The 22,120-nt window shown below is 64.7% G+C and carries 19 protein-coding genes; 17 read left to right on the top strand and 2 right to left on the bottom strand.

The window, feature by feature from the left end; all coding sequences use genetic code 11:
* The first annotated feature begins 56 nt into the window (after positions 1 to 56).
* The 12 genes from DES45_RS09220 (at position 57) to DES45_RS09165 (ending at position 14,951) form a co-directional block, all read left to right on the top strand.
* Positions 57 to 1,319: an ABC transporter substrate-binding protein gene (locus DES45_RS09220; protein ID WP_114769698.1), complete on the top strand. Its 1,263-nt coding sequence runs from the start codon at positions 57 to 59 to the stop codon at positions 1,317 to 1,319.
* A 77-nt stretch (positions 1,320 to 1,396) separates the two neighbouring features.
* Positions 1,397 to 2,335 carry a carbohydrate ABC transporter permease gene (locus DES45_RS09215; RefSeq protein WP_114769697.1) on the top strand — a complete coding sequence of 313 codons (939 nt, stop codon included), beginning with the start codon at positions 1,397 to 1,399 and terminating at the stop codon, positions 2,333 to 2,335.
* A 5-nt stretch (positions 2,336 to 2,340) separates the two neighbouring features.
* The gene (locus DES45_RS09210; protein ID WP_114769696.1) at positions 2,341 to 3,192 is read left to right on the top strand and encodes a carbohydrate ABC transporter permease; all 852 of its coding nucleotides are present in this window, start codon (positions 2,341 to 2,343) and stop codon (positions 3,190 to 3,192) included.
* An 11-nt stretch (positions 3,193 to 3,203) separates the two neighbouring features.
* On the top strand, positions 3,204 to 4,937 hold the full coding sequence (araD, locus tag DES45_RS09205) for an L-arabinonate dehydratase (protein ID WP_114769695.1): 1,734 nt from the start codon (positions 3,204 to 3,206) through the stop codon (positions 4,935 to 4,937).
* A gap of 7 nt (positions 4,938 to 4,944) precedes the next feature.
* Entirely contained in the window at positions 4,945 to 5,751 is an 807-nt protein-coding gene (locus DES45_RS09200; RefSeq protein WP_114769694.1) for an HpcH/HpaI aldolase family protein, read from the top strand.
* A gap of 10 nt (positions 5,752 to 5,761) precedes the next feature.
* Complete coding sequence (locus tag DES45_RS09195; RefSeq protein ID WP_114769693.1) at positions 5,762 to 6,643, top strand: SMP-30/gluconolactonase/LRE family protein; 882 nt, start codon at positions 5,762 to 5,764, stop codon at positions 6,641 to 6,643.
* A 13-nt stretch (positions 6,644 to 6,656) separates the two neighbouring features.
* On the top strand, positions 6,657 to 7,421 hold the full coding sequence (locus tag DES45_RS09190) for an SDR family NAD(P)-dependent oxidoreductase (RefSeq protein WP_114769692.1): 765 nt from the start codon (positions 6,657 to 6,659) through the stop codon (positions 7,419 to 7,421).
* An 8-nt stretch (positions 7,422 to 7,429) separates the two neighbouring features.
* Entirely contained in the window at positions 7,430 to 9,445 is a 2,016-nt protein-coding gene (locus DES45_RS09185; RefSeq protein ID WP_114769691.1) for an alpha-glucosidase, read from the top strand.
* A 3-nt stretch (positions 9,446 to 9,448) separates the two neighbouring features.
* Entirely contained in the window at positions 9,449 to 10,219 is a 771-nt protein-coding gene (locus DES45_RS09180; RefSeq protein ID WP_114769690.1) for a sulfite exporter TauE/SafE family protein, read from the top strand.
* Between the two features lie 276 nt (positions 10,220 to 10,495).
* Positions 10,496 to 11,560 carry a hypothetical protein gene (locus DES45_RS09175; RefSeq protein WP_147282372.1) on the top strand — a complete coding sequence of 355 codons (1,065 nt, stop codon included), beginning with the start codon at positions 10,496 to 10,498 and terminating at the stop codon, positions 11,558 to 11,560.
* Between the two features lie 215 nt (positions 11,561 to 11,775).
* Positions 11,776 to 13,605 (top strand): type I secretion system permease/ATPase, encoded by a 1,830-nt coding sequence (locus tag DES45_RS09170; RefSeq protein ID WP_114769688.1) that lies wholly within the window; start codon positions 11,776 to 11,778, stop codon positions 13,603 to 13,605.
* Entirely contained in the window at positions 13,602 to 14,951 is a 1,350-nt protein-coding gene (locus tag DES45_RS09165) for an HlyD family type I secretion periplasmic adaptor subunit (RefSeq protein ID WP_114769687.1), read from the top strand. Before DES45_RS09170 ends, DES45_RS09165 begins: the two co-directional genes overlap by 4 nt.
* Positions 14,952 to 14,980: 29 nt before the next feature.
* Here DES45_RS09165 and DES45_RS09160 read toward each other — a convergent pair whose 3' ends face one another.
* Positions 14,981 to 15,772 (bottom strand): response regulator transcription factor, encoded by a 792-nt coding sequence (locus tag DES45_RS09160; protein WP_114769686.1) that lies wholly within the window; start codon positions 15,770 to 15,772, stop codon positions 14,981 to 14,983.
* A gap of 489 nt (positions 15,773 to 16,261) precedes the next feature.
* On the opposite strand from DES45_RS09160, the gene DES45_RS09155 reads away from it, so the two are divergent.
* The 5 genes from DES45_RS09155 (at position 16,262) to DES45_RS09135 (ending at position 20,668) form a co-directional block, all read left to right on the top strand.
* On the top strand, positions 16,262 to 17,380 hold the full coding sequence (locus tag DES45_RS09155; protein WP_114769685.1) for a hypothetical protein: 1,119 nt from the start codon (positions 16,262 to 16,264) through the stop codon (positions 17,378 to 17,380).
* A gap of 31 nt (positions 17,381 to 17,411) precedes the next feature.
* On the top strand, positions 17,412 to 17,627 hold the full coding sequence (locus tag DES45_RS09150; RefSeq protein ID WP_114769684.1) for a DUF6894 family protein: 216 nt from the start codon (positions 17,412 to 17,414) through the stop codon (positions 17,625 to 17,627).
* Positions 17,628 to 17,811: 184 nt separating this feature from the next.
* Positions 17,812 to 19,521, top strand: coding sequence for an ArnT family glycosyltransferase (locus DES45_RS09145; protein WP_114769683.1), 1,710 nt, complete (start codon positions 17,812 to 17,814; stop codon positions 19,519 to 19,521).
* A gap of 42 nt (positions 19,522 to 19,563) precedes the next feature.
* A complete protein-coding gene (locus DES45_RS09140; protein ID WP_114769682.1) occupies positions 19,564 to 20,298 on the top strand; it encodes a glycosyltransferase family 2 protein in 735 nt (244 codons plus the stop codon).
* Between the two features lie 16 nt (positions 20,299 to 20,314).
* A complete protein-coding gene (locus DES45_RS09135) occupies positions 20,315 to 20,668 on the top strand; it encodes a lipid-A-disaccharide synthase N-terminal domain-containing protein (RefSeq protein ID WP_114769681.1) in 354 nt (117 codons plus the stop codon).
* Positions 20,669 to 20,701: 33 nt separating this feature from the next.
* On the opposite strand, the gene metC is transcribed toward DES45_RS09135, so the two are convergent.
* On the bottom strand, positions 20,702 to 21,898 hold the full coding sequence (gene metC / locus DES45_RS09130; RefSeq protein WP_114769680.1) for a cystathionine beta-lyase: 1,197 nt from the start codon (positions 21,896 to 21,898) through the stop codon (positions 20,702 to 20,704).
* Between the last annotated feature and the right edge of the window lie 222 nt (positions 21,899 to 22,120).

Below are 22,120 nucleotides of genomic sequence, written 5' to 3'. Positions count from 1 at the left end.
GAAAAGCGAGATGTCGGCAAGGAACCGGCATCCTTAAGAACCCAACGGAGGAAACGATGAGCCTACCCAAGACCCTGACATGGCTGCTCGCCGGCGCAGCCCTCAGCCTGACGGCATCCGCCGCCATGGCGCAGCAGACGAACCTGCGCGTGTTCGTCTCCAGCCAGCACCGCCCCGATGTGTGGCGCAAGGCCTTCGACATGTATGAGGCCAAGAACCCGAACGTGAAGGTGACCATCGAGACCGGCGGCAACACGTCCGAGGCTCAGGCCCAGTATCTCAACACGGTCATGACCGCGAAGGATACCTCCCTCGACGTCATGATCCTCGACGTGATCCGCCCGGCGCAGTACGCGGCCGCGGGCTGGACCGTTCCGTTCAACGACGTGCTCGGCAACAACGCCGAGGCGGCGATGAAGCAGTATCTTCCAGCCTATGCCGAGGCGAACACCGTTGACGGCAAGGTCGTGGCGCTGCCCGCCTTCGCCGATGCCATGTTCCTCTACTACCGCAAGGACCTGCTCGAGAAGCACGGCGTCAAGCCGCCCACGACTTGGGACGAGCTGACCGCCGCCGCCAAGAAGGTGATGGACGCCGAGAAGGACCCGAACCTGCAGGGCCTCTCGTTTCAGGGCAAAGCCATCGAGGGCGCTGTCTGCACCTTCCTGCTGCCGTACTGGAGCATGGGCAAGAACCTCGTCTCCAACGGCAAGCTGTCCTTCGACAAGGACGCGGCGGTGAAGTCGTTCAAGCTGTGGAAGGACTTCGTCGACCAGGGCGTCGCCAAGAAAAACATCGCCGAGGTCGCCACCGACGACACCCGCAAAGAGTTCCAGGCCGGCAACGTGCTGTTCGCCGTCAATTGGTCCTATGCCTGGGGTCAGTTCCAAGGTGGAGAATCCGCCGTGAAGGACAAGGTCGGCGTCGTGAAGCTTCCGGCGGTTGCGGGTGGCCAGCCGGCCTCTTGCCTCGGCGGCTGGGAGTGGGGCGTGTCAGCTTACTCCAACAACAAGACCGAAGCGCAGAAATTCGTGCAGTACCTGTCGAGCCCCGAGACCTCGGAGTTCATGGCGATCAACGCCGCCTTGCTGCCGGCCTTCGCCGACAAGTACACCGATCCGGACGTGACCAAGGCGGTGCCGTGGTTCGCGGAGGCGAAGCCCGTGGTCGAGACCGCGAAGGCTCGCCCCGTCACGCCGCGCTACAACGAGGTCAGTGAGATCATCCGCACCTCGGTCAACGCAGTCCTCGCCGGCACGACCACGCCGGAACAGGCCGCCGACCAGATGGAAGGACGGCTGCGGCGCGTCCTGCGCTGATCGCGCTCATCATCCTCTAAGGGCGGACGCGATGCCGCGTCCGTCCCCACACGTTGCACCCCGGCAGGAACACGACGATGGCAACGGCCAGCGAAACGAGCGTCGTCCCGACGCACAACGAGAGCGCCACCAAGTGGTGGACGCGGTTCCTCGATCCGAGCGAGCGCACCCTTGCGGTGCTCCTCCTGGCGCCGGCGGCGCTCCTGCTCGCCCTTATCATCGTCTACCCGGTGTGTCGCCTGGTCTGGACGAGCTTCCAGAATCTGTCCCTGACCTCCGGTGTTCCGGCGGAGTTCGCCGGTCTCGAGAACTACCGTCTGATGCTCGATGATCCGGTGTTCTGGGAAACGACTTGGAACACGGTGCTCATCACCCTCATCACCGTGCCGGGCGCATTGTTCGTCGGCCTCGCCATGGCGCTCATGGCGAATCTTCCCTTCAAGACGAAGTGGCCGGTCCGCCTGTCGCTCCTCATCCCGTGGGCGCTGCCGCTCTCCTTCGCGGGCCTGATCTTCGCCTGGTTCTTCCACTCCGAATACGGTGTGGTGAACGACGTGCTGCGCCGGCTCGGCTTCGAAGGGGTCATCTGGTTCAACTCGGCCAATTGGGCTTTCGCGGCGATCTGCCTGACGATCATCTGGAAGACCTCGTCCTTTATGGCGCTCATCATCCTAGCGGGCCTTCAGACCATTCCGCGCTCGCTCTATGAGGCGGCCGAGGTCGATGGGGCAGGGCGCATGCGCCAGTTCTTCGAGATCACCCTGCCGCTCCTGAAGCCCGCCATCGTCGTGGCGCTCATCTTCCGCACCATCACGGCGCTGCAGACCTTCGACATTCCCTTCACCATGACGCGCGGCGGCCCCGGCACCTCCACCGCAACGCTCGCCATGTACATCCACCAGAACACCGTCGATTTCCTCGATCTCGGCTACGGCTCGGCGCTCGCGGTCGTCATGTTCGCGCTCTCCATGTGCGTGACGGCGGTCTATCTGCGCATGATCCGTGCCAAGGGGTGACAGCCATGAACGCCGAAGCGCCCACCCAACATTCCTTCCTTTCCGGAACGCCGCTGCGGATCCTGGTCGGCCTCATCCTGGTCGTGAACGGCATGTTCCCCGCCCTGTGGATCCTGTTCACCTCCCTTAAGACCGAGGCCGAGTTGACGGCCAAGCCGATCACCTGGCTGCCTCATGCGCCGACCATCGCGAACTACCTGCGGGCCTTTACGGACCAGCCGCTGCTGCTGTTCCTGTTCAACAGCTTCATGGTGGCGATCCTCTCGACGGCGCTCACCCTGTTCATATCGGTGCTCGCCGCCTATGCCCTGGCGCGGCTTCAGCTCCGGGCCCGGGACCTGATCCTCTCGGCGATCATCGCGGTCTCGACCTTCCCGCTCGTGACCCTGCTGGTGCCGCTCTTCGAGATCATGCGGGCGTTGAACCTCCTCAACACCTGGGTGGCGCTGATCCTGCCCTATACGGTGCTGAGCCTGCCGGTCTGCACCCTGATCCTGGTGTCGTTCTTCGAGGGCATCCCGCGCGATCTCGAGAATTCCGCCATGATCGACGGCTGCACCCGCATCGGCGCCCTGTTTAAGGTGGTGGTGCCGCTCTCGGCGCCCGGAGTCTTCACCGCCGGCATTCTCGCCTTCGTCAACGCCTGGGACGAGTTCCTGCTCGCCCTGTCGTTCAACTCCAATCCGATGCTGCGCACCCTGCCGGTGGGCATCACGCTCTATCAGGGCGAGTTCGCCTTCCCGTGGCCCGTCATTTCGGCGGCGCTCGTGGTCGGGATCGTGCCTGTGGCGGTTCTGATCGTGATCTTCCAGGAGCGCGTCGTGTCCGGCCTGACCTCCGGCGGCATCAAGGGATAAGGATTTCAGCCATGACACGCCGATCTCTCGCGGAACTGCGGAGCCAGCGCTGGTTCGCGTCCGACGACATGCGCGGCTTCGCTCACCGCCAGCGAACCCAGCAAATGGGCATGCGGCGCGAGGAATTCTTGGGAAAGCCCGTCGTCGCGATCCTCAACACGTGGAGCGATATGAGCCCCTGCCATTCGCACCTGCGTGACCGGGCCGAGGCGGTGAAACGCGGCGTGTGGCAGGCGGGGGGCTATCCGGTCGAATTGCCTGCGCTCTCAGTCGGCGAGGTGATGGTGAAGCCCACCACCATGCTCTACCGCAACTTCCTGGCCATGGAGACCGAGGAGCTCCTGCGCTCCCATCCGGTCGACGGCGCCGTGCTGCTCGGCGGGTGCGACAAGTCCACGCCCGGATTGCTCATGGGCGCCATCAGCATGGACATTCCGGTCATCTTCTGCCCGGCCGGTCCGATGTCGAACGGGCAATGGCGAGGCGTGAAGACCGGAGCGGGAACGCACACCAAGAAATACTGGGACGAGCTGCGCGCCGGCAACATCACGCAAGGAGACTGGGTCGACCTGGAAAGCCGCATGACGCGCTCCATCGGCACCTGCAATACCATGGGCACAGCCTCGACCATGACGTCCATCGTCGACGCCATGGGCCTGACCCTGCCGGGCGCGTCTTCGATTCCGGCCGCGGACAGCGGCCATCCGCGCATGGCCTCGGCCTGCGGCGAGCGCATCATGGAGATGATCTGGGAGGATCTGAAGCCCTCCCGCATCCTCGACGCGAGAAGCTTCCGGAACGGCCTCGTGGCCTATATGGCGCTCGGCGGCTCGACCAATGCGGCCGTCCACCTCATCGCCATGGCGCGCCGGGCGGGCGTGGACCTGACCCTCGACGACATGTCGGAGATGGCCGGGAAGGTTCCGGTCTGTGCCAACCTGTTCCCGTCGGGCGAGTACCTGATGGAGGACTTCTATTTCGCCGGCGGACTCCTGGCGATGCTCCGGAAGCTGGAGGCGCATCTCGATCCCGACGCCCGGACCGTCAACGGTCGTACGCTGGGCGAGAACATCGCCGAGGCCGATTGCTGGAACGACGACGTGATCCGCGGTCCCGACAACCCGGTCGTGCCGCTCTCCAAGGGCAAGACGCTCGCGGTGCTGCGCGGCAATCTCGCACCCAACGGCGCCGTCATGAAGTCCTCGGCCGCCAATCCGAGGTTCCTCAAGCATGTGGGCCCGGCCATCGTCTTCGACAGCCCGGCCGAGATGAACAAGGCCATCGACGACCCGGATCTCGACGTGACCGAGGACAGCGTCATCGTCTTGCGCAATGCGGGCCCGGTCGGCGCACCCGGTATGCCCGAATGGGGCAACCTGCCGATTCCGAAGAAGCTCCTGAAGCAGGGTGTGCGCGACATGGTGCGCATCTGCGACGGGCGCATGAGCGGCACCCATTACGGCACCTGCATTCTCCACGTTGCGCCGGAGGCCGCGGTAGGTGGACCCCTCGGTCTTCTGAAGACCGGCGACCTCATCGAGCTCGATGTGGAGGCCGGGCGGATCGACATGCGCGTTGATCCAGCCGAGCTGGAGAGACGCAGGGCCGAGTGGAGGCCCACGGCGCCGGTCTATGGCCGCTCCTTCGCGGCACTCTACCAGCGCCATGTCTCGCAGGCGGATGAAGGCTGCGACTTCGATTTCCTGAGCGCGCCCGGCCCTGTGGCCGAGCCCGTGATCTTCTGAGGCTGCCATGATCGACATCGAGAATCGTTTCAAGCGCTGGCTCCAGGGCGCCGGTCCCAAGCCGCCGCTCGGCACCTGGCTCATGGCGGCGGCGCCCGCCACCGCGGAGGCCATGGGCTACACGGGCTTCGACTTCCTGGTGGTCGACATGGAGCACGTGCCGATCGAGGTCTCCGATCTAACTCATATCCTGCGCGCCATCGGATGCACCCCGGCAGACGCGGTGGTGCGTATGGCATGGAACGATCAGGTTCTCGTGAAGCGCGTTCTCGATGCGGGTGCGCAGACCATCATGGTGCCGTTCGTTCAGAATGCCGAGGAGGCCCGTCAGGCTGTCGCGTTCGCCAAGTATCCGCCGCAGGGCGTGCGCGGCGTCGCGGCGGTCCATCGCGGCTCCCGCTTCGGTCGGGCCTCCGACTATCTGAAGCGCGCCAACGACGAGATCGCGGTGATCGTGCAGCTCGAGACGCCAGAGGCGATCGAACGCCTGCCGGAGATCGCGGCCGTGCCGGGTGTCGATGCCCTCTTCGTCGGACCTGGCGATCTCTCGGCCGCCATGGGTCATATCGGCAACATCGCCCATCCCGAGGTGCAGGCGCTTATCGAGAAGGCAGCGCAGGATTCGCACCGGGCCGGCAAACCGGTCGGGATTGTCGGTCCCAATCCCGAAATGGTCCGGCGCTTCATCGGCTACGGTTACGATTTCGCGGCGATTGCGTCCGATATTGCCATGATGGCGGGACGCGCCACCGATTGGCTCGGTGCTCTGCGCGACCAGCCTGTGCAGCAAACTGCTCCGGCTGCGGCCTATTGAGGAACGTGAGATGACCCTGTCCGTCGCGCTCGATGTGCGGGCGCAGCTCGGTGAATGCCCGATCTGGTCGGAGGAGGAGCAGGCGCTGTTCTTCGTCGACATCAAGGGCAGGGCGATCCATCGTTTCGAGCCCGAGAGCGGGCGGCATGTGGCGTATCCGGTGCCGGAGGACATCGGCTGCATCGGGTTCCGAAAGGGTGGCGGCTTCATCGCGGGCCTGCGGTCTGGGCTTTGGCTGCTGGACGGGCAGGGGCGCCCTGAGCGCAAGCTCGCCGACAATCCTGAAGATCAGGGCACGAGCCGCTTCAATGACGGCCGCGTCGATCCGGCTGGACGCTTCCTCGCCGGCACCATCGACGAGCCGAAGGCGGGTGCGAAAGCCCATCTCTACAGGTATGACCGGCGGGGCCTCGCGCCCCTTGCAAGAGGGCTGCTGACCTCGAACGGGGTCGCGTTCTCACCGGACGGGCATACGCTCTACCACGCCGACACGCCAACCTTCACGGTCTGGCGCTACGCTTACGATCCGGCAACGGGGGAGGCGACGGACCCGCAGGTCTTTATCCGCCTGACCCCGACCGAAACCGACCGCGGCCGCCCGGACGGCGCCGCCGTCGACGCCGAGGGCTGCTATTGGACCGCGTTGTTCGAGGGCGGGCGCATCCGGCGCTATTCGCCGGACGGCAGCCTGCTCGCGGAGCACCCTGTCCCGGCCCGCTGTCCGACGATGGTGGCCTTCGGCGGCCCCGACCGGAAGACGCTCTTCGTCACCTCCGCGCGTCACGAGCGCCCTGAGGCGGAGCTTGCGGCCATGCCGCATTCCGGCAGCCTGTTTTCCATGCGGGTCGACGTGCCAGGCCTTCCTGAGTATCGCTTCGATCCTGCCGTCTGACCCCGAGGTTTCGATGAGCTTCGATTACGCGACCGTCCAGTACCGCTCTCTCGAGAGCCGATCCGTGGTCATTACCGGAGGGGCATCCGGCATCGGCGAGGAAATGGTGAAGGCCTTCGCGGCCCAGGGCGCATGGGTTTCGTTTCTCGATATCGACGCGGAGCGGGGAGGGGCGTTGGCCACCGCGACGGGCGCGGCCTTCCACGCCTGCGACGTCACGGACACCGCGCGACTTCGCGAGGTGCTGGCGCGGATCGAGGCCGAGAGCGGCGGCATTGAGGTTCTCGTCAACAATGCGGGCAAGGACGACCGGCATGCCTTGGGTGAGGTCGAGCCGGAGTACTGGCGCCGGGCGCTGGCACTCAACCTCGACCACCAGTTCTTCGCCACCCAGGCCGTCTCGAAGGGCATGGCCGAGCGAGGGCGCGGTTCGGTCATCATGCTGGGTTCGATCTCGTGGATGCGCGGTCGGCCGGGCATGGTCGGCTACACCACCGCCAAGGCGGCGATCAACGGCATGACGAAGACCCTTGCGCGCGAGCTCGGCCCCTCCGGAATCCGCGTCAACTGCATCGTGCCGGGGGCCATTCTCACGGAGCGGCAGGAAAAACTCTGGCTGACGCCTGAATTGAACCAGCAATTTCTCGATCTCCAGGCTCTGAAGTTCCGCCTCAACGCCAGCCATGTGGCGAAGCTCGCCCTTTTCGTCGCCTCCGACGAGAGTGCCGGCTGCACCGGTTCGAACTTCATCGTCGATGCCGGCCTGACCCAGAACTGAGACCTTCCATGCAGATCCAGACCCAGCCCAACGGCTTCGATCTCCTCCTCGACGGCAGGCTCGTCCTCCATCACCACAGCGATGCGCCGTGTCTGTTCGTCGGCCACGGAGACGCACGCATGGACATGTACCGGGGCAACTTCGACATCGAGGATTACGTGGTCGAGCGCACTCCGCTTCGGCACGCGGAGGTAACGGAAACCTCGGACGGGATCGAGATCGCCTTCTCCGCGGCCGAGGGCCAGCCAGCCAGGATGGTGCTCACGGTTTCCGGCGACGAGCGCAACGCGGTGGTGTTCTTCAACGCCCATGACCTCTCGGTCAACCGCGTGTGGTTGCGGGTCCAGGCCGATGCGGATGAGCATGTCTGGGGCGGCGGCGAGCAGATGTCCTATTTCGACATGCGCGGCCGCCGCTTTCCCCTGTGGACGTCGGAGCCCGGCGTGGGGCGCGACAAGACCTCGGAGATCACCTTCAAGGCGGACGTGACCGGCAAGTCCGGCGGCGATTACTGGAACACGAACTATCCGCAGCCGACCTATGTCTCCTCGCGGCGTTATGCACTGCATGTGGAGACCACCGCCTATTCGGCCTTCGACTTTCGCCGTGACGGCTTCCATGAGATCGAGGTCTGGGCCGTGCCGGAGCGGATCGAACTGGCCGCCCGGCCGAGCTTCGTCTCCCTCGTCGAAGCGCTCTCCGAGCGCTTCGGGCGTCAGCCGCCGCTGCCCGAATGGGTCTATGGCGGCGCCATCATCGGCCTGAAGGACGGGGCGCGCTCGTACCAGCGCCTCGAGAATATCATCGCGGCCGGCACCAAAGTCTCGGGTCTTTGGTGTGAGGATTGGGTGGGTCTGCGCAACACATCGTTCGGCGCCCGACTGTTCTGGGACTGGAAGGCCAACGAGGAGCGCTATCCGGGTCTGCGCCAGCGCCTGGCCGAGATGGCGGATCGTGGTATCCGCTTCCTCGGCTACGTCAATCCCTATCTCGCCGTCGACGGCTCGCTTTTCCCAGAGGCTGACGCGGCCGGTTACTTTGCGAAGAACGAGGCGGGCGAGACAGCCCTCGTCGATTTCGGCGAGTTCGATTGTGGCGTGGTGGATTTCACCAATCCGGATGCTGTGGAGTGGTTCGCCGAGCGCGTGATCGGTCAGAACATGATCGATTTCGGGCTCTCCGGCTGGATGGCCGATTTTGGCGAGTACCTGCCCATCGATGTGCACCTGACAAACGGCGTCGATGCCAGGCTCATGCATAACGCCTGGCCGACCCTCTGGGCGGAGGTCAACGCGCGGGCCGTGGAGAGCCGCGGCAAGACCGGCGAGATCCTGTTCTTCATGCGCGCCGGTTATACGGGTGTGCAGAGGTACTGCCCGCTGCTCTGGGCGGGCGACCAGTCGGTCGACTTCACCCGGCACGACGGCCTCGTAACCGTGATCTCCGGGGCGCTTTCATCGGGTCTTCTCGGCAACGCCTATCACCACTCGGACATCGGAGGATACACCAGCCTCTTCGGCAATGTCCGCACCGCGGAACTGATCATCCGCTGGGCCGAGATGGGCGCCTTCACGCCGGTCATGCGGACCCATGAAGGCAACCGCCCGCGCGACAACCTGCAGATCGATCAGGATCCCGAGGTGCTGCGCCACTTCGCCCGCATGACGCAGGTCTACGTGCATCTGGTGCCGTATCTGAAATCCCTCGTGGCCGAGGCCTCGTCGCGCGGCCTGCCGGTTCAGCGGCCCTTGTTCCTGCATTTCGAGGATGATGCCCGCACCTACGCGATCCAGGACGCCTATCTCTACGGACCGGACCTGCTCGTCGCTCCCGTCTGGCAGGCGGGAGGGACGGAGTGGACCACCTATCTTCCGGCAGGAGCCGAGTGGGTGCATGTCTGGTCCGGCGAGACATACCCTGGCGGAGCGGACGTCACCGTGGCGGCCCCCTACGGCAAGCCGCCCGTCTTCCATCGGGCCGGATCCCGGTTCTCGGAGCTGTTCGCCGGCCTGAGGAACCTCTGAGGCATGTCCGCTGCCGAGCTTTTGGGCTTCCTGCTGCTCACCGGCGCTGCCGCATACCTCCAGACGCTGACCGGGTTCGCCTTCGGGCTGATCACCATGGGAGGCGTCGGCCTTACGGGGCTTCTGTCCCTGCCGGACGCAGCGATGATCGTGAGCGTGCTGAGCTTGGTGAATGCCGCCCAGATGCTCGCCAAGGGGTGGCGTGACGTGGCATGGCGGGAGTTCTGGCTCGTCATGGCAGCCAGCATCCCGCTTCTCTTCGTGGGCTATTGGCTGCTGGAATGGCTGGCGGATACGCGCGCCGATCTCCTACGGCTGCTCCTCGGCTTCGCCATCGTCGTCTCGAGCCTTCAGCTCGCCCGCAAGCCCGAGCCGCTGGCATGGAAGTCGGGCGACCCGTCCTTCCTCTTCTTCGGGGGAATCGCGGGCCTGATGGGCGGCATGTTCTCCACGGCCGGTCCGCCTCTCGTCTACCACTTCTATCGTCAGCCGATGCCGATGGTGAAGGTCCGTGAAACATTGGTGACGGTGTTTGCGCTCAATGCGGTCTTTCGCATCGGGCTCGTGGCGGCCTCGGGGAGCTTGCCGTCAGGCTCCACGTGGTCGGGCCTTCTCGCGATCCCTGCCGTGATGGGCGCCACATACGCGGCACGACGCTGGCCGCCGCCGCTTTCGCCGAAAACCATGCGCCGTATGGTTTTCGGGCTCTTGTTCCTTTCGGGCGTTTCGTTGGCCGCGCCGGCTCTCGCTCCGGTGGTGCGGGGCTATCTCTGACGAAACCATGGCGTGCGATATCGCACATCGGATTCACGCTCTGCGCGTCCTCCGGACGGATGAGACCTCAACCTTTTGTAGGTGCCCAGCCACCGAAGGCATGATCCACTTTCGGTGATGCGGGGTGACGCGCGGCCGCGACAGGGAAATGCTCCTGTCCGGTAGCCCGCACCGCCCTGTCGGATCACATCCTCGCCAAAGCGGGTGACGCTCGCTTGCGCCGCTAAACCCTTCGGGCCGGATGCGAATTGGCAACTGTTTCCCATCCGCCAGAACATGGATCGTCAAGCGCGCCGACGGGATGCGCCGGAAATCGCAGGATTTTCCATCACGGTCGGCCCGTTCCGGCGCGTGTTCCAGAAGGAGCGGCCCGGTCAACAATGGGAGAGCGCTATGGAAGACGAAGATGCCACCCACACGGGTAGCTACAACACTTTCACGTTCGATTTCGACTTCGATCAGGATCTCGATCAGGATCAGAACGCTGACGTCGATACGAATACTGATCAAACTGCTGATATTGATCAGGACAATGATCAGACGGCTGATGCAGATGCCGATTCCGACAACGATGCCGATACCGACGTCTACACCGACAACGACGCCGATACCGACAACGACGCGGACGGCGATGCGGTGAACGATGTCACCAGCGACACCGATGCCGGCGACGGAGATGGCGGCGACGGCGGTGACGGTGACGGCGGAGACTCGGTCGGAGCGGGTGGCGACGGCGGCAGCACCGATAATGATGGCGGCGACGGCGGTGACGGTGGCGACACGAATGCCGACGGCGGCGACGGTGGTGACGGCGACGGCGGTGATGGTGGCGACGGTGGTGACGGCGGTGACGGCATTGGCGGCGACGGCACCAGCGGCGGCAGCAGCGGCGGCTCCTCCGGCGGCGATGGCACGGCTGGTTATGGTGGTGACGGCGGTGACGGCGGCGATGGCACCGGCGGCTATGGCGGTGCTGGAACGTCGGGCGACGGCGGCGCTGGCGGCGCCGGTGGCTATGCCGACGGCGATGCGGGCGATGGCGGCGATGCCGGTGACGGCGATGGCGGCGACGGTGGCGATGGCGACGGCGGCGACGGCGGTGACGCGACCGAAACCGTGACGGCGGATGCCGCAAGCGACAACGATGCCGACGGCGATGCCGCTGCCGACGGTGATGCTTCGGCGAACGTCGATCAGGCGTCCGATGCTCGTGCTGGCATCGATCAGGACACCGGTGACGTCGATGTCGACCAGGATCAGGATGTCGACGTCGACGTGACGCAGGATCAGGATGCCGATCAGGACATCACGGTCGACTTCGACTTTGGTGACTTCGGCTGATGCCGCTTCTTTGAGGCCGAGCGCCCGCGTGCGTCTGTAAGGCCTCCTGGCCGACGCAGCTCTAAACCCCTCCGGCTGCGTCGGCCGCTCGATCGTTCCACGGCTGTCGGGATTCCATGCCGTAGCCGATCGAGCCGCAGGAACGTGAAAGACTCCGCCGGCGAGCGGCGACGCCCGCCGGGACCCGTGTTCACCGAACGGGAGAGACGCCGCCCATGGCTCTGACTTGGACGAAGACCCGGCCACGGACCGAAATCGAGACTGCCTTCAGGCTCTGCCGCGCCTCGCTGCTGATGGTTTTTGGATTGAGCTTCTTCCTGAATCTCCTGGCCCTGACGGTTCCACTCTACCTGCTCCAGGTCTACGATCACGTTCTGTCCAGCCACAGCATCGACACGCTGGTGATGCTGACGGGCATCGCGGTCGTCGCGCTCGCCGTCAACGCCATGCTGGACGGACTCCGTCGGGAAATGCTCTCCCGGATCGGCATATGGCTCGACGACCGGATCCAGGCCTCCGTCCTGACGGCTGCGGTGCAGGCCGCACTGCGTGGGGAGCCTGGTTCTGCCGCGCAGGCATGGCGCGACCTCAACGGCCTGCGCACGTTCTTTTCCGGCAATGCCTGCAATGCGCTCTTCGATCTGCCGTGGACCCCGATCTTCGTCCTTGCAATGATCCTGGTCCATCCGCTGCTCGGAATCCTCGGGCTCGTGGCCTCGCTGATGCTGTTCGGGCTGGCGCTGCTCAACGAAGCCGTGACGCGCAAGTCCGTCGCGCGGGCAAGCACCGCGTGGTCGAACAGCCAGCACCGGTTCGAGGCTCTGCTGCGAAACGTCGAAGCGATCAGCGCGATGGGAATGCTGCCCGGTGTCGCACGCATCCTGCATGACGAGCAGTCCGAGGCGAAGCAGGCTCAGATGTCGGCAGGTATCCGGGCGGCTTCGATTCAGTCGTTCGCCCGCTTCCTGCGGCTTCTGACACAGGTCACCGTCATGGCTTTCGCAGCCTGGCTCGTGATCCGCCACGACATCAGTCCGGCGGCGATCTTCGCCAGCTCGATTCTCCTCGGTCGCTCACTGGGCCCGGTGGAAGGCGCAATCGGAACCTGGAAGGCGGTGACCACGGTGCGCCTCGGCTACGCGCGTCTCCAGAGGCTGATGACCGCTGCGCCGCCGAATGGGCCCGGCATGTGGCTCCCGCGACCGAAGGGGGAGCTTAGCCTCGAGCAGGTCTATTATACGCCACCTGGCGCGGACAGCTCGGCTCTGAGGCGCGTGACCCTCGACCTCAAGTCCGGAGAGGTGCTCGGCGTGGTCGGTCCCTCCGGCGCGGGCAAGTCGACCCTGGGGCGCCTGATCGCAGGCATCATCACGCCGTCGTCCGGCCATGTGCGTCTCGACGGCGCCGACATGTCGGTCTGGATGGGGGCCGGCGGGCACGGGCATTTCGGCTACCTGCCGCAGGATGTCGAACTGTTCGGCGGCTCCGTGCGGGACAACATCGCCCGCCTGCAGGATTCCCCCTCCGAGGATGTGATCGCGGCCGCGACCCTGGTCGGTCTGCATGAGACGATCATGCGGTTGCCGCAGGGATACGACACGGATATCGGAGAGGGCGGATCGCGCCTCTCGGGCGGTCAGCGCCAGCGGCTCGGTCTCGCACGGGCCTTCTTCGGCGACCCGCGCCTCGTGGTGCTCGACGAACCCAATGCGAGCCTGGACCAAGACGGGGAGGATGCGCTGCGTCAGGCCATTCTCGAGATGCGGGATCGTGGCGCCACGGTGGTCGTCATCGCCCAGCGACTGGGCATCATCAGCATCTCCGACAAGGTCCTGATCCTCGAAAACGGAGCGATCAACGCCTTCGGGTCGCGCCGCGACATCGCCGAGCGGATCAGGAGCGGGCGCACGGCCATCAAGTTGAAAGGGCCGCAGGTGATCGACGGCCGCAAGCGGCCGGTTCAGGACACGAAGCCGGATCCTTCGCTGGCCGAAAGGACGAGCGGCCAGATGCTTTCCGATGAAACAAAGAGGGCGGCATCATGAAGAAGACGAACTCCGTTCTCGACCTAGCAGCCGTCCTGCCGCCGCCTCCTGCATCGCCGTTCCATCGCATGCGGGTTCTGGCCTTGGGTGCCGTCACGCTGATCGGAACCTTCGTGGTCGGCTTCGGCGTGTGGGCGACACAGGCGCCTTTGGAGAGCGCCGCCATCGCGGGTGGCGCCATCGAGGCGGAGTCGAGCCGGAAGACCATCCAGCATCTGGAAGGTGGGATCGTCGGGCGCATCCTGGTGAAGGATGGTGATCTCGTGGAAGCGGGCCAGCCGCTCGTTCGCCTGGATGACACGAGGCCGCGGGCGGCGTTGCAGGTACTTCAGGGTCAGCTCTGGGATGCTCAAGCCCGCGAGGCAAGGCTTCTGGCCGAGCGGGACGGGCAGGCCTCAATTCATTATCCGCAGGCTTTGATCGATGCTGCCAGTACCAGTCCGGCCGTCGCCGAAGTGCTGGGCGGCCAGACCAAGATCTTCGACACGCGACGGCGGCTCCAGGAATCCCGTATCGACGTCATCCGCCAGCGCAAAGCCCAGTCCGAACGGGAGATCGAGGGATTGCGGTTCCAGGTGGACGCCGCAGAAAAGCGCGCCGCGATCATCAAGGAGGAACTTTCGTCGATCCAGCCCCTCGTGGCGAAGGGCCTGCAGACCAAACCGAGACTGCTTCAGCTCGAACGCGAGCAGGCGGAAATCGATGGACGGCGCGGCGATACCCTCGCGCAGATCGCCCGGGCGGAGCAGGCTGTTGGCGAGGCGGAGGCTCAGATCCTCAAGCTCGAAAGCGACCTTCATTCCGAGGTTGCGCAATCGCTGCGGGATACGCAGAGCCAGATTTTTCAGCTCCTCGAGCGGATTCAGGCGGCCACGGACGTTCTCGCACGCACGGAGATCCGTGCGCCGGAGGCCGGGACGGTCACGGAGCTGCGCATCCACACGCCCGGCGGCGTCGTGGCCGCAGGCGAGCCGCTCATGGATCTCGTGCCCCGACAGGACCAGCTCATCGTTCGGGCGCAGGTCAAGCCCGACGACATCGATCTCGTCAGGCCAGGCCTTTCGGCTTTGGTCCGTCTTTTGCCCTACAAGCAGAGGCGGGTCCCGCCAGTGGAGGGTGTCCTGACCTACGTGTCCGCGGACCGGCAGGTCGACAAGCAGACGGAGCAGGTCTACTACGTCGCCCGCATCCGGCTCGACGAAGCGGCCCTGCGCCAGCTGCCGGAGGTCGAGATCATGCCGGGCATGCCTGTCGAGATTCTCATCAAGACCGGGAAGTTCACCGTGGCGCATTATGTGATGCGGCCCGTCCTCGACAGCTTCAACCGGGCGTTCCGCGAGAACTAGCCGACCACCGGCCGCAGCCATGCCGGCGGCTATCGCTCCTGCGGCTCCGACAGCCATTGCTGCGAGAGAACGACCGCCTCCGTCCGGTTGGTGGCCCTGAGCTTTCGCATGATGTGCCGGATGTGAACCTTCACGGTGTTTTCCGACAGATTGAGATGATGCGCGATCCACTTGTTGGATCGTCCCCGCTGCAGGGCCGCCAGAACGTCGGCCTCCCGAGCCGTGAAGGCCACCATCATGTGGTCGGACGCGCCTTGACCATTGGTCGTCCGGAACGAGGCGATCGCATTCGGCAGATCGGCGGGCCTGCGCTCCAATGGTGGCGGGAAGGGAGTGGGCTCCGTGTCGCGAATGGAGGCGTTGAGCTTTCCATTGTCGAGGACGGGCTGAGGATAATAGGTACCGCCCGCCAGCACGAGCTGCAGGGCCGCCACCGCGATCTTGAGGGACGCCGTCAGGGGGATCACGCCCTGCGCACCGGCCGAGGCGGCCATTCCGACGCTGACGGCATCGTCCCAGCCGGTGATGGCCACCACCGGCACTTTGGGGAAGTGCCGCGCAACTGTCCTGATGTCGGCGACGAGCGTTTCGCGCTCGGAGCGATGCGTCCTCGCCTTCAGCACGATCAGGGCGACGCCGGAACCGTTGGTGCGCGGGAGTTTGTCGATGGTCGGCATGCCGACCACGAGCGCATGGGGAAAGGCCCCACGCAGCGCTTCGGCCATGCAATCCTGAATCAGGGTCTCGTCATCGATCAGGATGATGACGTCTTTTCCGAACTCGTCGTGAGGATGGTCGGCCGTCGGATTTGACATTGGCATGGCATTTCTCTGCCTTGCTCGATTGAGATGCCCCCAAGGAGCCCTCTCTCACGGGTTAGCGGACCATACGGCGGCAACGACCCTCAAGCGGTATGTCTCTCGAAAGAGGGCCCCATTGGCGTGACTACAAACCTAGGGGACGGATATGACACCACACTTGGGATGATTCGGATATTACCCTTTTGCAGTAATTTTCATAAAGCATTAAGCCTTTATTGAGGCCTCTAAGTAAATTATTTTCCTATTCAGGACGAAGAATGACTTAGGCTGGCTGGTTCTTAAGAAAATTATCATCTCTAAATTTGCTTTTTGACGAAATATTACTTCCTTTCGGTTCGTCTGGGCGTCGCTTCAGCCTTTCGACGCCAGGATTATCTACTCTCGACCCGAGTGGGTGATACGGCCCCCAGAAGTGATATCTGGCGCGGGAATGGCCCTCCGTCATCATGGAGCGAGTGTGCAGGGTGCGCGCTGTTTCCGGGAGGCCTCATGATTCCCTACGACAGGGGTATCCGCAATCTGGTCCCGCTCCTACTGGAAGATCCGGACGAGCTCGAACTCGGTTTGGAGGACGACGCGGGACGCCCGGCACTGACCTCCGAAATCCCTCAAAGCGATCACCCAACCGCGCGGGTCGCGGACGAGCCTATGCGGATTCCCGCTCCGCCGGAGCACGAAGCGACGGCCCCACCGATCGAGACACCCCACCCGCTCTCGTCGGGTTCCTGGACCAACCAGATCCATTCCGAGGCGTCGGGGCCCGACATTCAGGCGCCGTCCTCCGCCGTGGAGCCGGGTCTCTTTGACCAGACCTTCATGAAGGCTGGGGCGGCCGCGACGGCGCATGGTGGCGATCATAGCCAACCTGCACAGGATGCTCCCTCTGCATCGGTATCGGTCTCCGAGGTCGATCGACCGGCCCAGACCGGCATGGATCCTCCCACGACGGGTTCCGGGGATGGGGAAGGAGGCGCACAGCCGATCCCGGCCGATGGGCTCTCCGATCCCGGCGACAAGGGCGACGGGGAGCACGATATCGACGTGACCCAGACGGCCGATGTGGATCAGGACGCGACCATCGTCGTCCAGGGATATATGGGCTCAGTCGTGTCTCGGTTTCACATCGACCAGAAGATCCTGATGGATCAGGATGCGGACATCGACGTCAACATCGATGGGAACGGGCATTTCGCCATCACCATCGACCAAAAGATGTATATCAGCCAACAGACCGACCTCGACCTGAAGATCTTCGACGACGACGGCGTTCTGTACGTGGACCTATATCTCCGCGACGTGATCGAGGTGGACCAGGACACCAGCGTCCTGTTCAATATGTATGATGGGTTCGGGGACAACGATCTCGTCATTATCCAGGACCTGGAGATGGACCAGGACGTGGACGTCGATGTGGACGTCGAGGATGAGCTTGAGGAGCGATACGACGTGAAGGTCGATGTCTCCGTCCTCCAGGACGCGGATGCGGACGAGGAGGCCAACCTCCAGATCACGAACCATGCCGGCGAGCTCGAGGTCGATCTCGAAGCCAACCAGGTCGCTCATGTCGACCAGGAGACCTTCGTTAAGATCGACTTCGCGTTGGTTTGATCTCACCTTCTGATGGGCCGGGGTCGGAGACATGCCGCGGTACCATCTTCATTTCTGCCATCAGGGTCATGTGATCTGGGACCACGCCGGCTTCGAGCTGCCGGGTCTGGGGGAGCCCGTCCGGGCGGAAGTCGTCCCGGTCGAGGAGTCCTGGGGCGATGTGCTGCTCACGGTACAGGAGCATCGGCAGGCGGCCGCCATTATCACTGACGAGACCGGGCGCATTCTGCTGGTCATGAACGCCTGAAGGCCCGAGCCTCCTTCGGATTCCGCAACTCCCCGAGGACGTCGGAGCCCTCCCGAGCCTTCGGCGCTACCTTCCGTCCATTTGACTTCGGGGTGGGTTTGGAGGACATGAGCGCCCTTCAGGGCGATTTCACCCGCTGGAAACTCTTTTGATATAAGAGCATTTCCAGCCTCCGGAGCTTTTGATGGACGGTTTCGTTCCCCAGCAGAGGTTGTCGCTGCGTCATTTCTCTGCGGCGCAGCTGACGAATATCGTCGAGCGGAGCCATTTCCGCCTCTGCCTCGTGCTGGTCCTGCTCTCGCTGGCATGCTTCCTGCCTGGCTTCACGTCGCTCCAGCCCATGGACCGGGACGAGCCGCGCTATGCCCAAGCCTCGAAGCAGATGCTGGAGACGGGCGATCTGGTCGATATCCGCTTCCAAGACGAGGCCCGGCACAAGAAGCCCGTCGGCATCTATTGGATGCAGAGCACGGCAGTCGCCATCGGCCAAGCCCTCGGGGTCCCGGAGGCGCGGACGACGATCGCCCTTTACCGGATTCCGTCCCTCCTGGGAGCCTTGGCGACCGTCCTGCTGACCTACTGGGCGTCCCTGGCGTTTCTCGGGCGAAGAGGCGCTTTCCTGGCGGCCGCCTTCATGGCGACCTCGGTCATTCTCATGGTCGAGGCGAGGCTCGCCAAGACCGACGCGGCGCTCACCGCCTGCGCGGTCGCGGTCATGGGCGGGCTGGCGCGGGCCTATCTCAGCCGTGGGGCAGGGGTACTGCCGCGGCGCACCCTCGGAATCTTCTGGCTCGGATTCGCGGCAGGGATCCTGATCAAGGGGCCCCTGGTCCTGATGTTCGCGGGCCTGACCGCCGCCGTTCTGTCGTATCGGGAGCGCTCGGCCCGGTGGCTCCTCACCCTCAAGCCGAAGATCGGGCTCGTCGCGACCCTGATCATCGTGCTGCCCTGGTTCGTCGCCATCGCCATCAAGAGCGGCGGCGCCTTCTATTCGGCCTCGGTCGGGCACGACATGCTCGGCAAGGTGGGCACGGCGCAGACCTACCACTGGGCCCCGCCCGGCTTCTATCTGCTCTCGTTCTTCGCCACCTTCTGGCCCGGGGCGATCTTCGCCGCCATCGCGGTGCCGTTCGCCTGGATCCATCGCCGGGAGGAGCCGATCGCCTTCGCTCTCGCCTGGATCGTGCCGTCCTGGGTCGTGTTCGAACTCGTGCCGACCAAGCTGCCGCACTATACGATGCCCCTGCTGCCAGCTGTCGCGATCATCACGGTCATCGCGATCTTCCGGCATTTCGTCGGGCCGCACCGGCCGGCCGCGAAACTCGCCACGATCCTGATCCCGTTCATCCCCATCGGGTTGACGGTCGGCCTCTCGGCCGTGGCCTGGACGTTCGATGGAGCGCTCCCCTACCGCGGCCTTCCGTTCATGATCGCCTCGTCCCTGGTGGCGCTGTACGGCTGGCGTCTCTTCGCGACCGGCAAGGTTGTGCCGAGCCTCTGGGCAGGCTTCGCTGCGGCGATCTTTCTCTCCATCGGGGTGTTCGGCTTCACCCAGCTCGATCTCCGCTCGCTGAAGCTGTCCCCGCGCCTGGCCGAGGTCGCCCGCAACCTGTCCTGCGCGAATCCCAAGGTCGCCACCCTGGGTTATCGCGAGCCGAGCCTGGTGTTCCTGACCGGAACAGGCCTTGAAATGCTCGAGACAGGCGAGGAGGCCTCCGCCTTCCTCAAGGGGGGCGGCTGCCGTCTCGTCTTCGTCGAGAAGCGCTTCGAGGAAGCCTTTCGGACCGAGAACCAGCGTCTCGGGCAGCAACCGACCCTCTCGACCCGGGTCACCGGTTTCAATATCAACAGCGGGCGTCGGCTCGACATCGGAGCCTATGCGTCCGGCTCCTGAGGCCGGCCTTTCCCGAAGAGGTGGCTCTGAGGCCATGAAGTGATGACCGACACGTCCCCGACGCCGCGCATCAGCGTGGTCGTTCCCGTCAAAAACGAGCATATGAACGTGCTGCCGCTGATCGAGGAGATCGAGCGGGCTTGTGAGCCCCTCGCTCCCTTCGAGGTGATCTATGTGGACGACGGCTCGACCGATGCGACCGCCGAGGAGGTCCTGCGGGCCCGGGCGACACGGCCCTGGCTCCGGCTGGTCCGGCATGAGGCAAGCTGCGGCCAGAGCGCGGCGGTCCGTACCGGGGTTCAGGCCGCTGAGGCGCCCATCGTCGTGACGCTCGATGGCGACGGGCAGAACGATCCTGCCTTCATCCCGCAGCTCGTGGCCGCGCTCGACGATCCGGCAACCGCCCTGGCGGCAGGGCAGCGCGTCGGCCGCAAGGACGGCACTTACAAGAAGTGGCAGTCCCGGATCGCCAATGGAGTCCGGGGGAACATCCTGAAGGACGGGACACGGGACACCGGCTGCGGCCTCAAGGCTTTCCGGCGCGACATCTATCTCCGCCTGCCGTATTTCGATGCCCTCCACCGTTTCATGCCGGCCCTGATCAAACGAGAGGGCTACGCCATCGCCCATGTGGACGTGGTCGACCGCCCCCGGCATGCGGGGCAGTCGAACTACGGCCTGTTCGACCGACTCTGGGTCGGGATCCTTGACCTTGCAGGCGTCTGGTGGCTGATCCGCCGCCGGCGCCGTGTGCCGGTCGCCCAGGAAATCAAGTAATCCAGGAGACCGCCCGATGCTGATGCGGCTGTCGCATGACCTCGGCCTCTATTTCTATGACATCGTCGTGGCCCGCTTCGATCTCTGGGCGGCCTTCGGGGTCGTTGCCCAGCTCGTCTTTGGGGCTCGCTTCCTGGTGCAGTGGATCGCGAGCGAGAAGGCCGAACGAAGCGTGGTGCCGGTGGGGTTCTGGTTTCTGTCGATCGCCGGCGGGCTGATGACCCTGGTCTACGGCTTCGCCCGGCGGGACATCGTGATCATCCTGGGCCAGGTTCTGTCCATCTTCATCTATGTGCGCAACCTGATGCTGATCGCGAAGGAGGCCAAGTCCAGGAGGGCCCAGGCGGCGATCGAGGGCATGGAGGGGTAGAGACGCACCACCCCTCCACGGTTCGGGTCCGGCCTAGGCCGCCTTTGCGTCGGTCTCGCGCAACCGCGCGAAGCCGGCATCGAGGTCCCGCTTGAGATCGTCGAGATCCTCCAGGCCGATGTGGAAGCGCAGCGCATGCCCGCCCGGGCTCCACTTCGTCGCCGTGCGGTAGGTGGCGCAGTCGAACGGGATGACGAGGCTTTCGAAACCACCCCAGGAATAGCCCATGCCGAACAGGCCCAGACCGTCGAGCATGGCGGCGAGCGCACGATCGGAGCAGGGCTTCAGGATGATGGAGAAGAGACCCGAGGAGCCCTTGAAGTCGCGCTTCCAGATCTCGTGGCCGGGAAATGTCTCGAGAGCCGGGTGCAGAACCTGCGCGACCTCCGGCCGGTCGGCAAGCCACCGGGCCATATCGAGCGCCTGCTTCTCGTGCTCGCGCAGCCGCAGGGCCATGGTGCGCAGGCCGCGCAGACCGAGGAACACGTCCTCCGGACCCGGGCACATGGCGAAGGCGTCATAAGTGTCGCGAAGGGCCTTGTAGCAACGCTCGTTGGCCGAAACGAGACCGAGCAGCAGATCGGAGCCGCCGCTCAGATACTTGGTGCCCGCCTCGATGGCGATGTCCACGCCGCGCTCGTGCGGCGGGAAGAGCAGGGGTGTCGCCCAGGTGTTGTCCATGACCACCACCGCCCCATGGCGATGCGCCACCTCGGCGATCGCCGGGATGTCCTGCATCTCGAACGATTGGGAGCCCGGCGCTTCCGTAAAGACAACGGTCGTGTTGGGACGGATCAACGCCTCGATCCCGGCCCCCACCTCCGGGTCGTAATAGGTGGTTTCCACACCAAATTTTCTCAGCATTCCGTCGCAGAAGATCCGGGTCGGACGATAGACCGAGTCCGTCATCAGCAGATGGTCGCCAGCCTTGAGGCAGGACATCAGCGCGACGGTGACGGCGGCCAGGCCCGAGGGGGCCAGAACTGTCCCAGCGGCACCCGTGAGTTCGGTCCATGCGTTCTCGAGGGATTCCGTGGTCGGAGTTCCTTTCGTTCCATAGGAATAACGGCCACGGCGGTGAAGAAGATCGTCGGTCGTGGGGTAGAGAACAGTGGAGCCGCGATAGATCGGCGTATTCACGAAGCCGTGCTGCTCGGATGGGTCGCGGCCGGCATGGACAAGGCGGGTACGGTCGCCCAGATGATCGGGCTTGGAGGCAAATTTGGACATTGGATCAGTGGTCTCGTGACGGGGGCTTGATGTGAGGCCCGGCCGGTCCCGGCGTCAACCCCGTGCGCGTAGGGCATCCATCAACACTTGACCAGTGATCAATCATAGAATGTGATAGTTGCGAGAACGTTTCGCACATCCTCGCTCGGAACGGTCTGAAAAGGGAACTCGGCTCGGCCGCTCAGGCAGCCATGCCAAGTGGATATAATGGGAGAATACACA

The organism is Microvirga subterranea (assembly GCF_003350535.1).
Taxonomy (GTDB): Bacteria; Pseudomonadota; Alphaproteobacteria; order Rhizobiales; family Beijerinckiaceae; genus Microvirga; species Microvirga subterranea.
The sequence above is the reverse complement of the archived record's forward strand: the minus strand, read 5'-3'. Positions and strand labels throughout refer to the sequence as shown.

Excerpts from the sequence above, each read along its gene's own strand:
- DES45_RS09220 (WP_114769698.1), top strand. The coding sequence starts at position 57 with ATGAGCCTACCCAAGACCCTGACATGGCTGCTCGCCGGCGCAGCCCTC.
- DES45_RS09215 (WP_114769697.1), top strand. The coding sequence starts at position 1,397 with ATGGCAACGGCCAGCGAAACGAGCGTCGTCCCGACGCACAACGAGAGC.
- DES45_RS09210 (WP_114769696.1), top strand. The coding sequence starts at position 2,341 with ATGAACGCCGAAGCGCCCACCCAACATTCCTTCCTTTCCGGAACGCCG.
- araD (WP_114769695.1), top strand. The coding sequence starts at position 3,204 with ATGACACGCCGATCTCTCGCGGAACTGCGGAGCCAGCGCTGGTTCGCG.
- DES45_RS09200 (WP_114769694.1), top strand. The coding sequence starts at position 4,945 with ATGATCGACATCGAGAATCGTTTCAAGCGCTGGCTCCAGGGCGCCGGT.
- DES45_RS09195 (WP_114769693.1), top strand. The coding sequence starts at position 5,762 with ATGACCCTGTCCGTCGCGCTCGATGTGCGGGCGCAGCTCGGTGAATGC.
- DES45_RS09190 (WP_114769692.1), top strand. The coding sequence starts at position 6,657 with ATGAGCTTCGATTACGCGACCGTCCAGTACCGCTCTCTCGAGAGCCGA.
- DES45_RS09185 (WP_114769691.1), top strand. The coding sequence starts at position 7,430 with ATGCAGATCCAGACCCAGCCCAACGGCTTCGATCTCCTCCTCGACGGC.
- DES45_RS09180 (WP_114769690.1), top strand. The coding sequence starts at position 9,449 with ATGTCCGCTGCCGAGCTTTTGGGCTTCCTGCTGCTCACCGGCGCTGCC.
- DES45_RS09175 (WP_147282372.1), top strand. The coding sequence starts at position 10,496 with ATGGATCGTCAAGCGCGCCGACGGGATGCGCCGGAAATCGCAGGATTT.
- DES45_RS09170 (WP_114769688.1), top strand. The coding sequence starts at position 11,776 with ATGGCTCTGACTTGGACGAAGACCCGGCCACGGACCGAAATCGAGACT.
- DES45_RS09165 (WP_114769687.1), top strand. The coding sequence starts at position 13,602 with ATGAAGAAGACGAACTCCGTTCTCGACCTAGCAGCCGTCCTGCCGCCG.
- DES45_RS09160 (WP_114769686.1), bottom strand. The coding sequence starts at position 15,772 with ATGCCAATGTCAAATCCGACGGCCGACCATCCTCACGACGAGTTCGGA.
- DES45_RS09155 (WP_114769685.1), top strand. The coding sequence starts at position 16,262 with ATGATTCCCTACGACAGGGGTATCCGCAATCTGGTCCCGCTCCTACTG.
- DES45_RS09150 (WP_114769684.1), top strand. The coding sequence starts at position 17,412 with ATGCCGCGGTACCATCTTCATTTCTGCCATCAGGGTCATGTGATCTGG.
- DES45_RS09145 (WP_114769683.1), top strand. The coding sequence starts at position 17,812 with ATGGACGGTTTCGTTCCCCAGCAGAGGTTGTCGCTGCGTCATTTCTCT.
- DES45_RS09140 (WP_114769682.1), top strand. The coding sequence starts at position 19,564 with ATGACCGACACGTCCCCGACGCCGCGCATCAGCGTGGTCGTTCCCGTC.
- DES45_RS09135 (WP_114769681.1), top strand. The coding sequence starts at position 20,315 with ATGCTGATGCGGCTGTCGCATGACCTCGGCCTCTATTTCTATGACATC.
- metC (WP_114769680.1), bottom strand. The coding sequence starts at position 21,898 with ATGTCCAAATTTGCCTCCAAGCCCGATCATCTGGGCGACCGTACCCGC.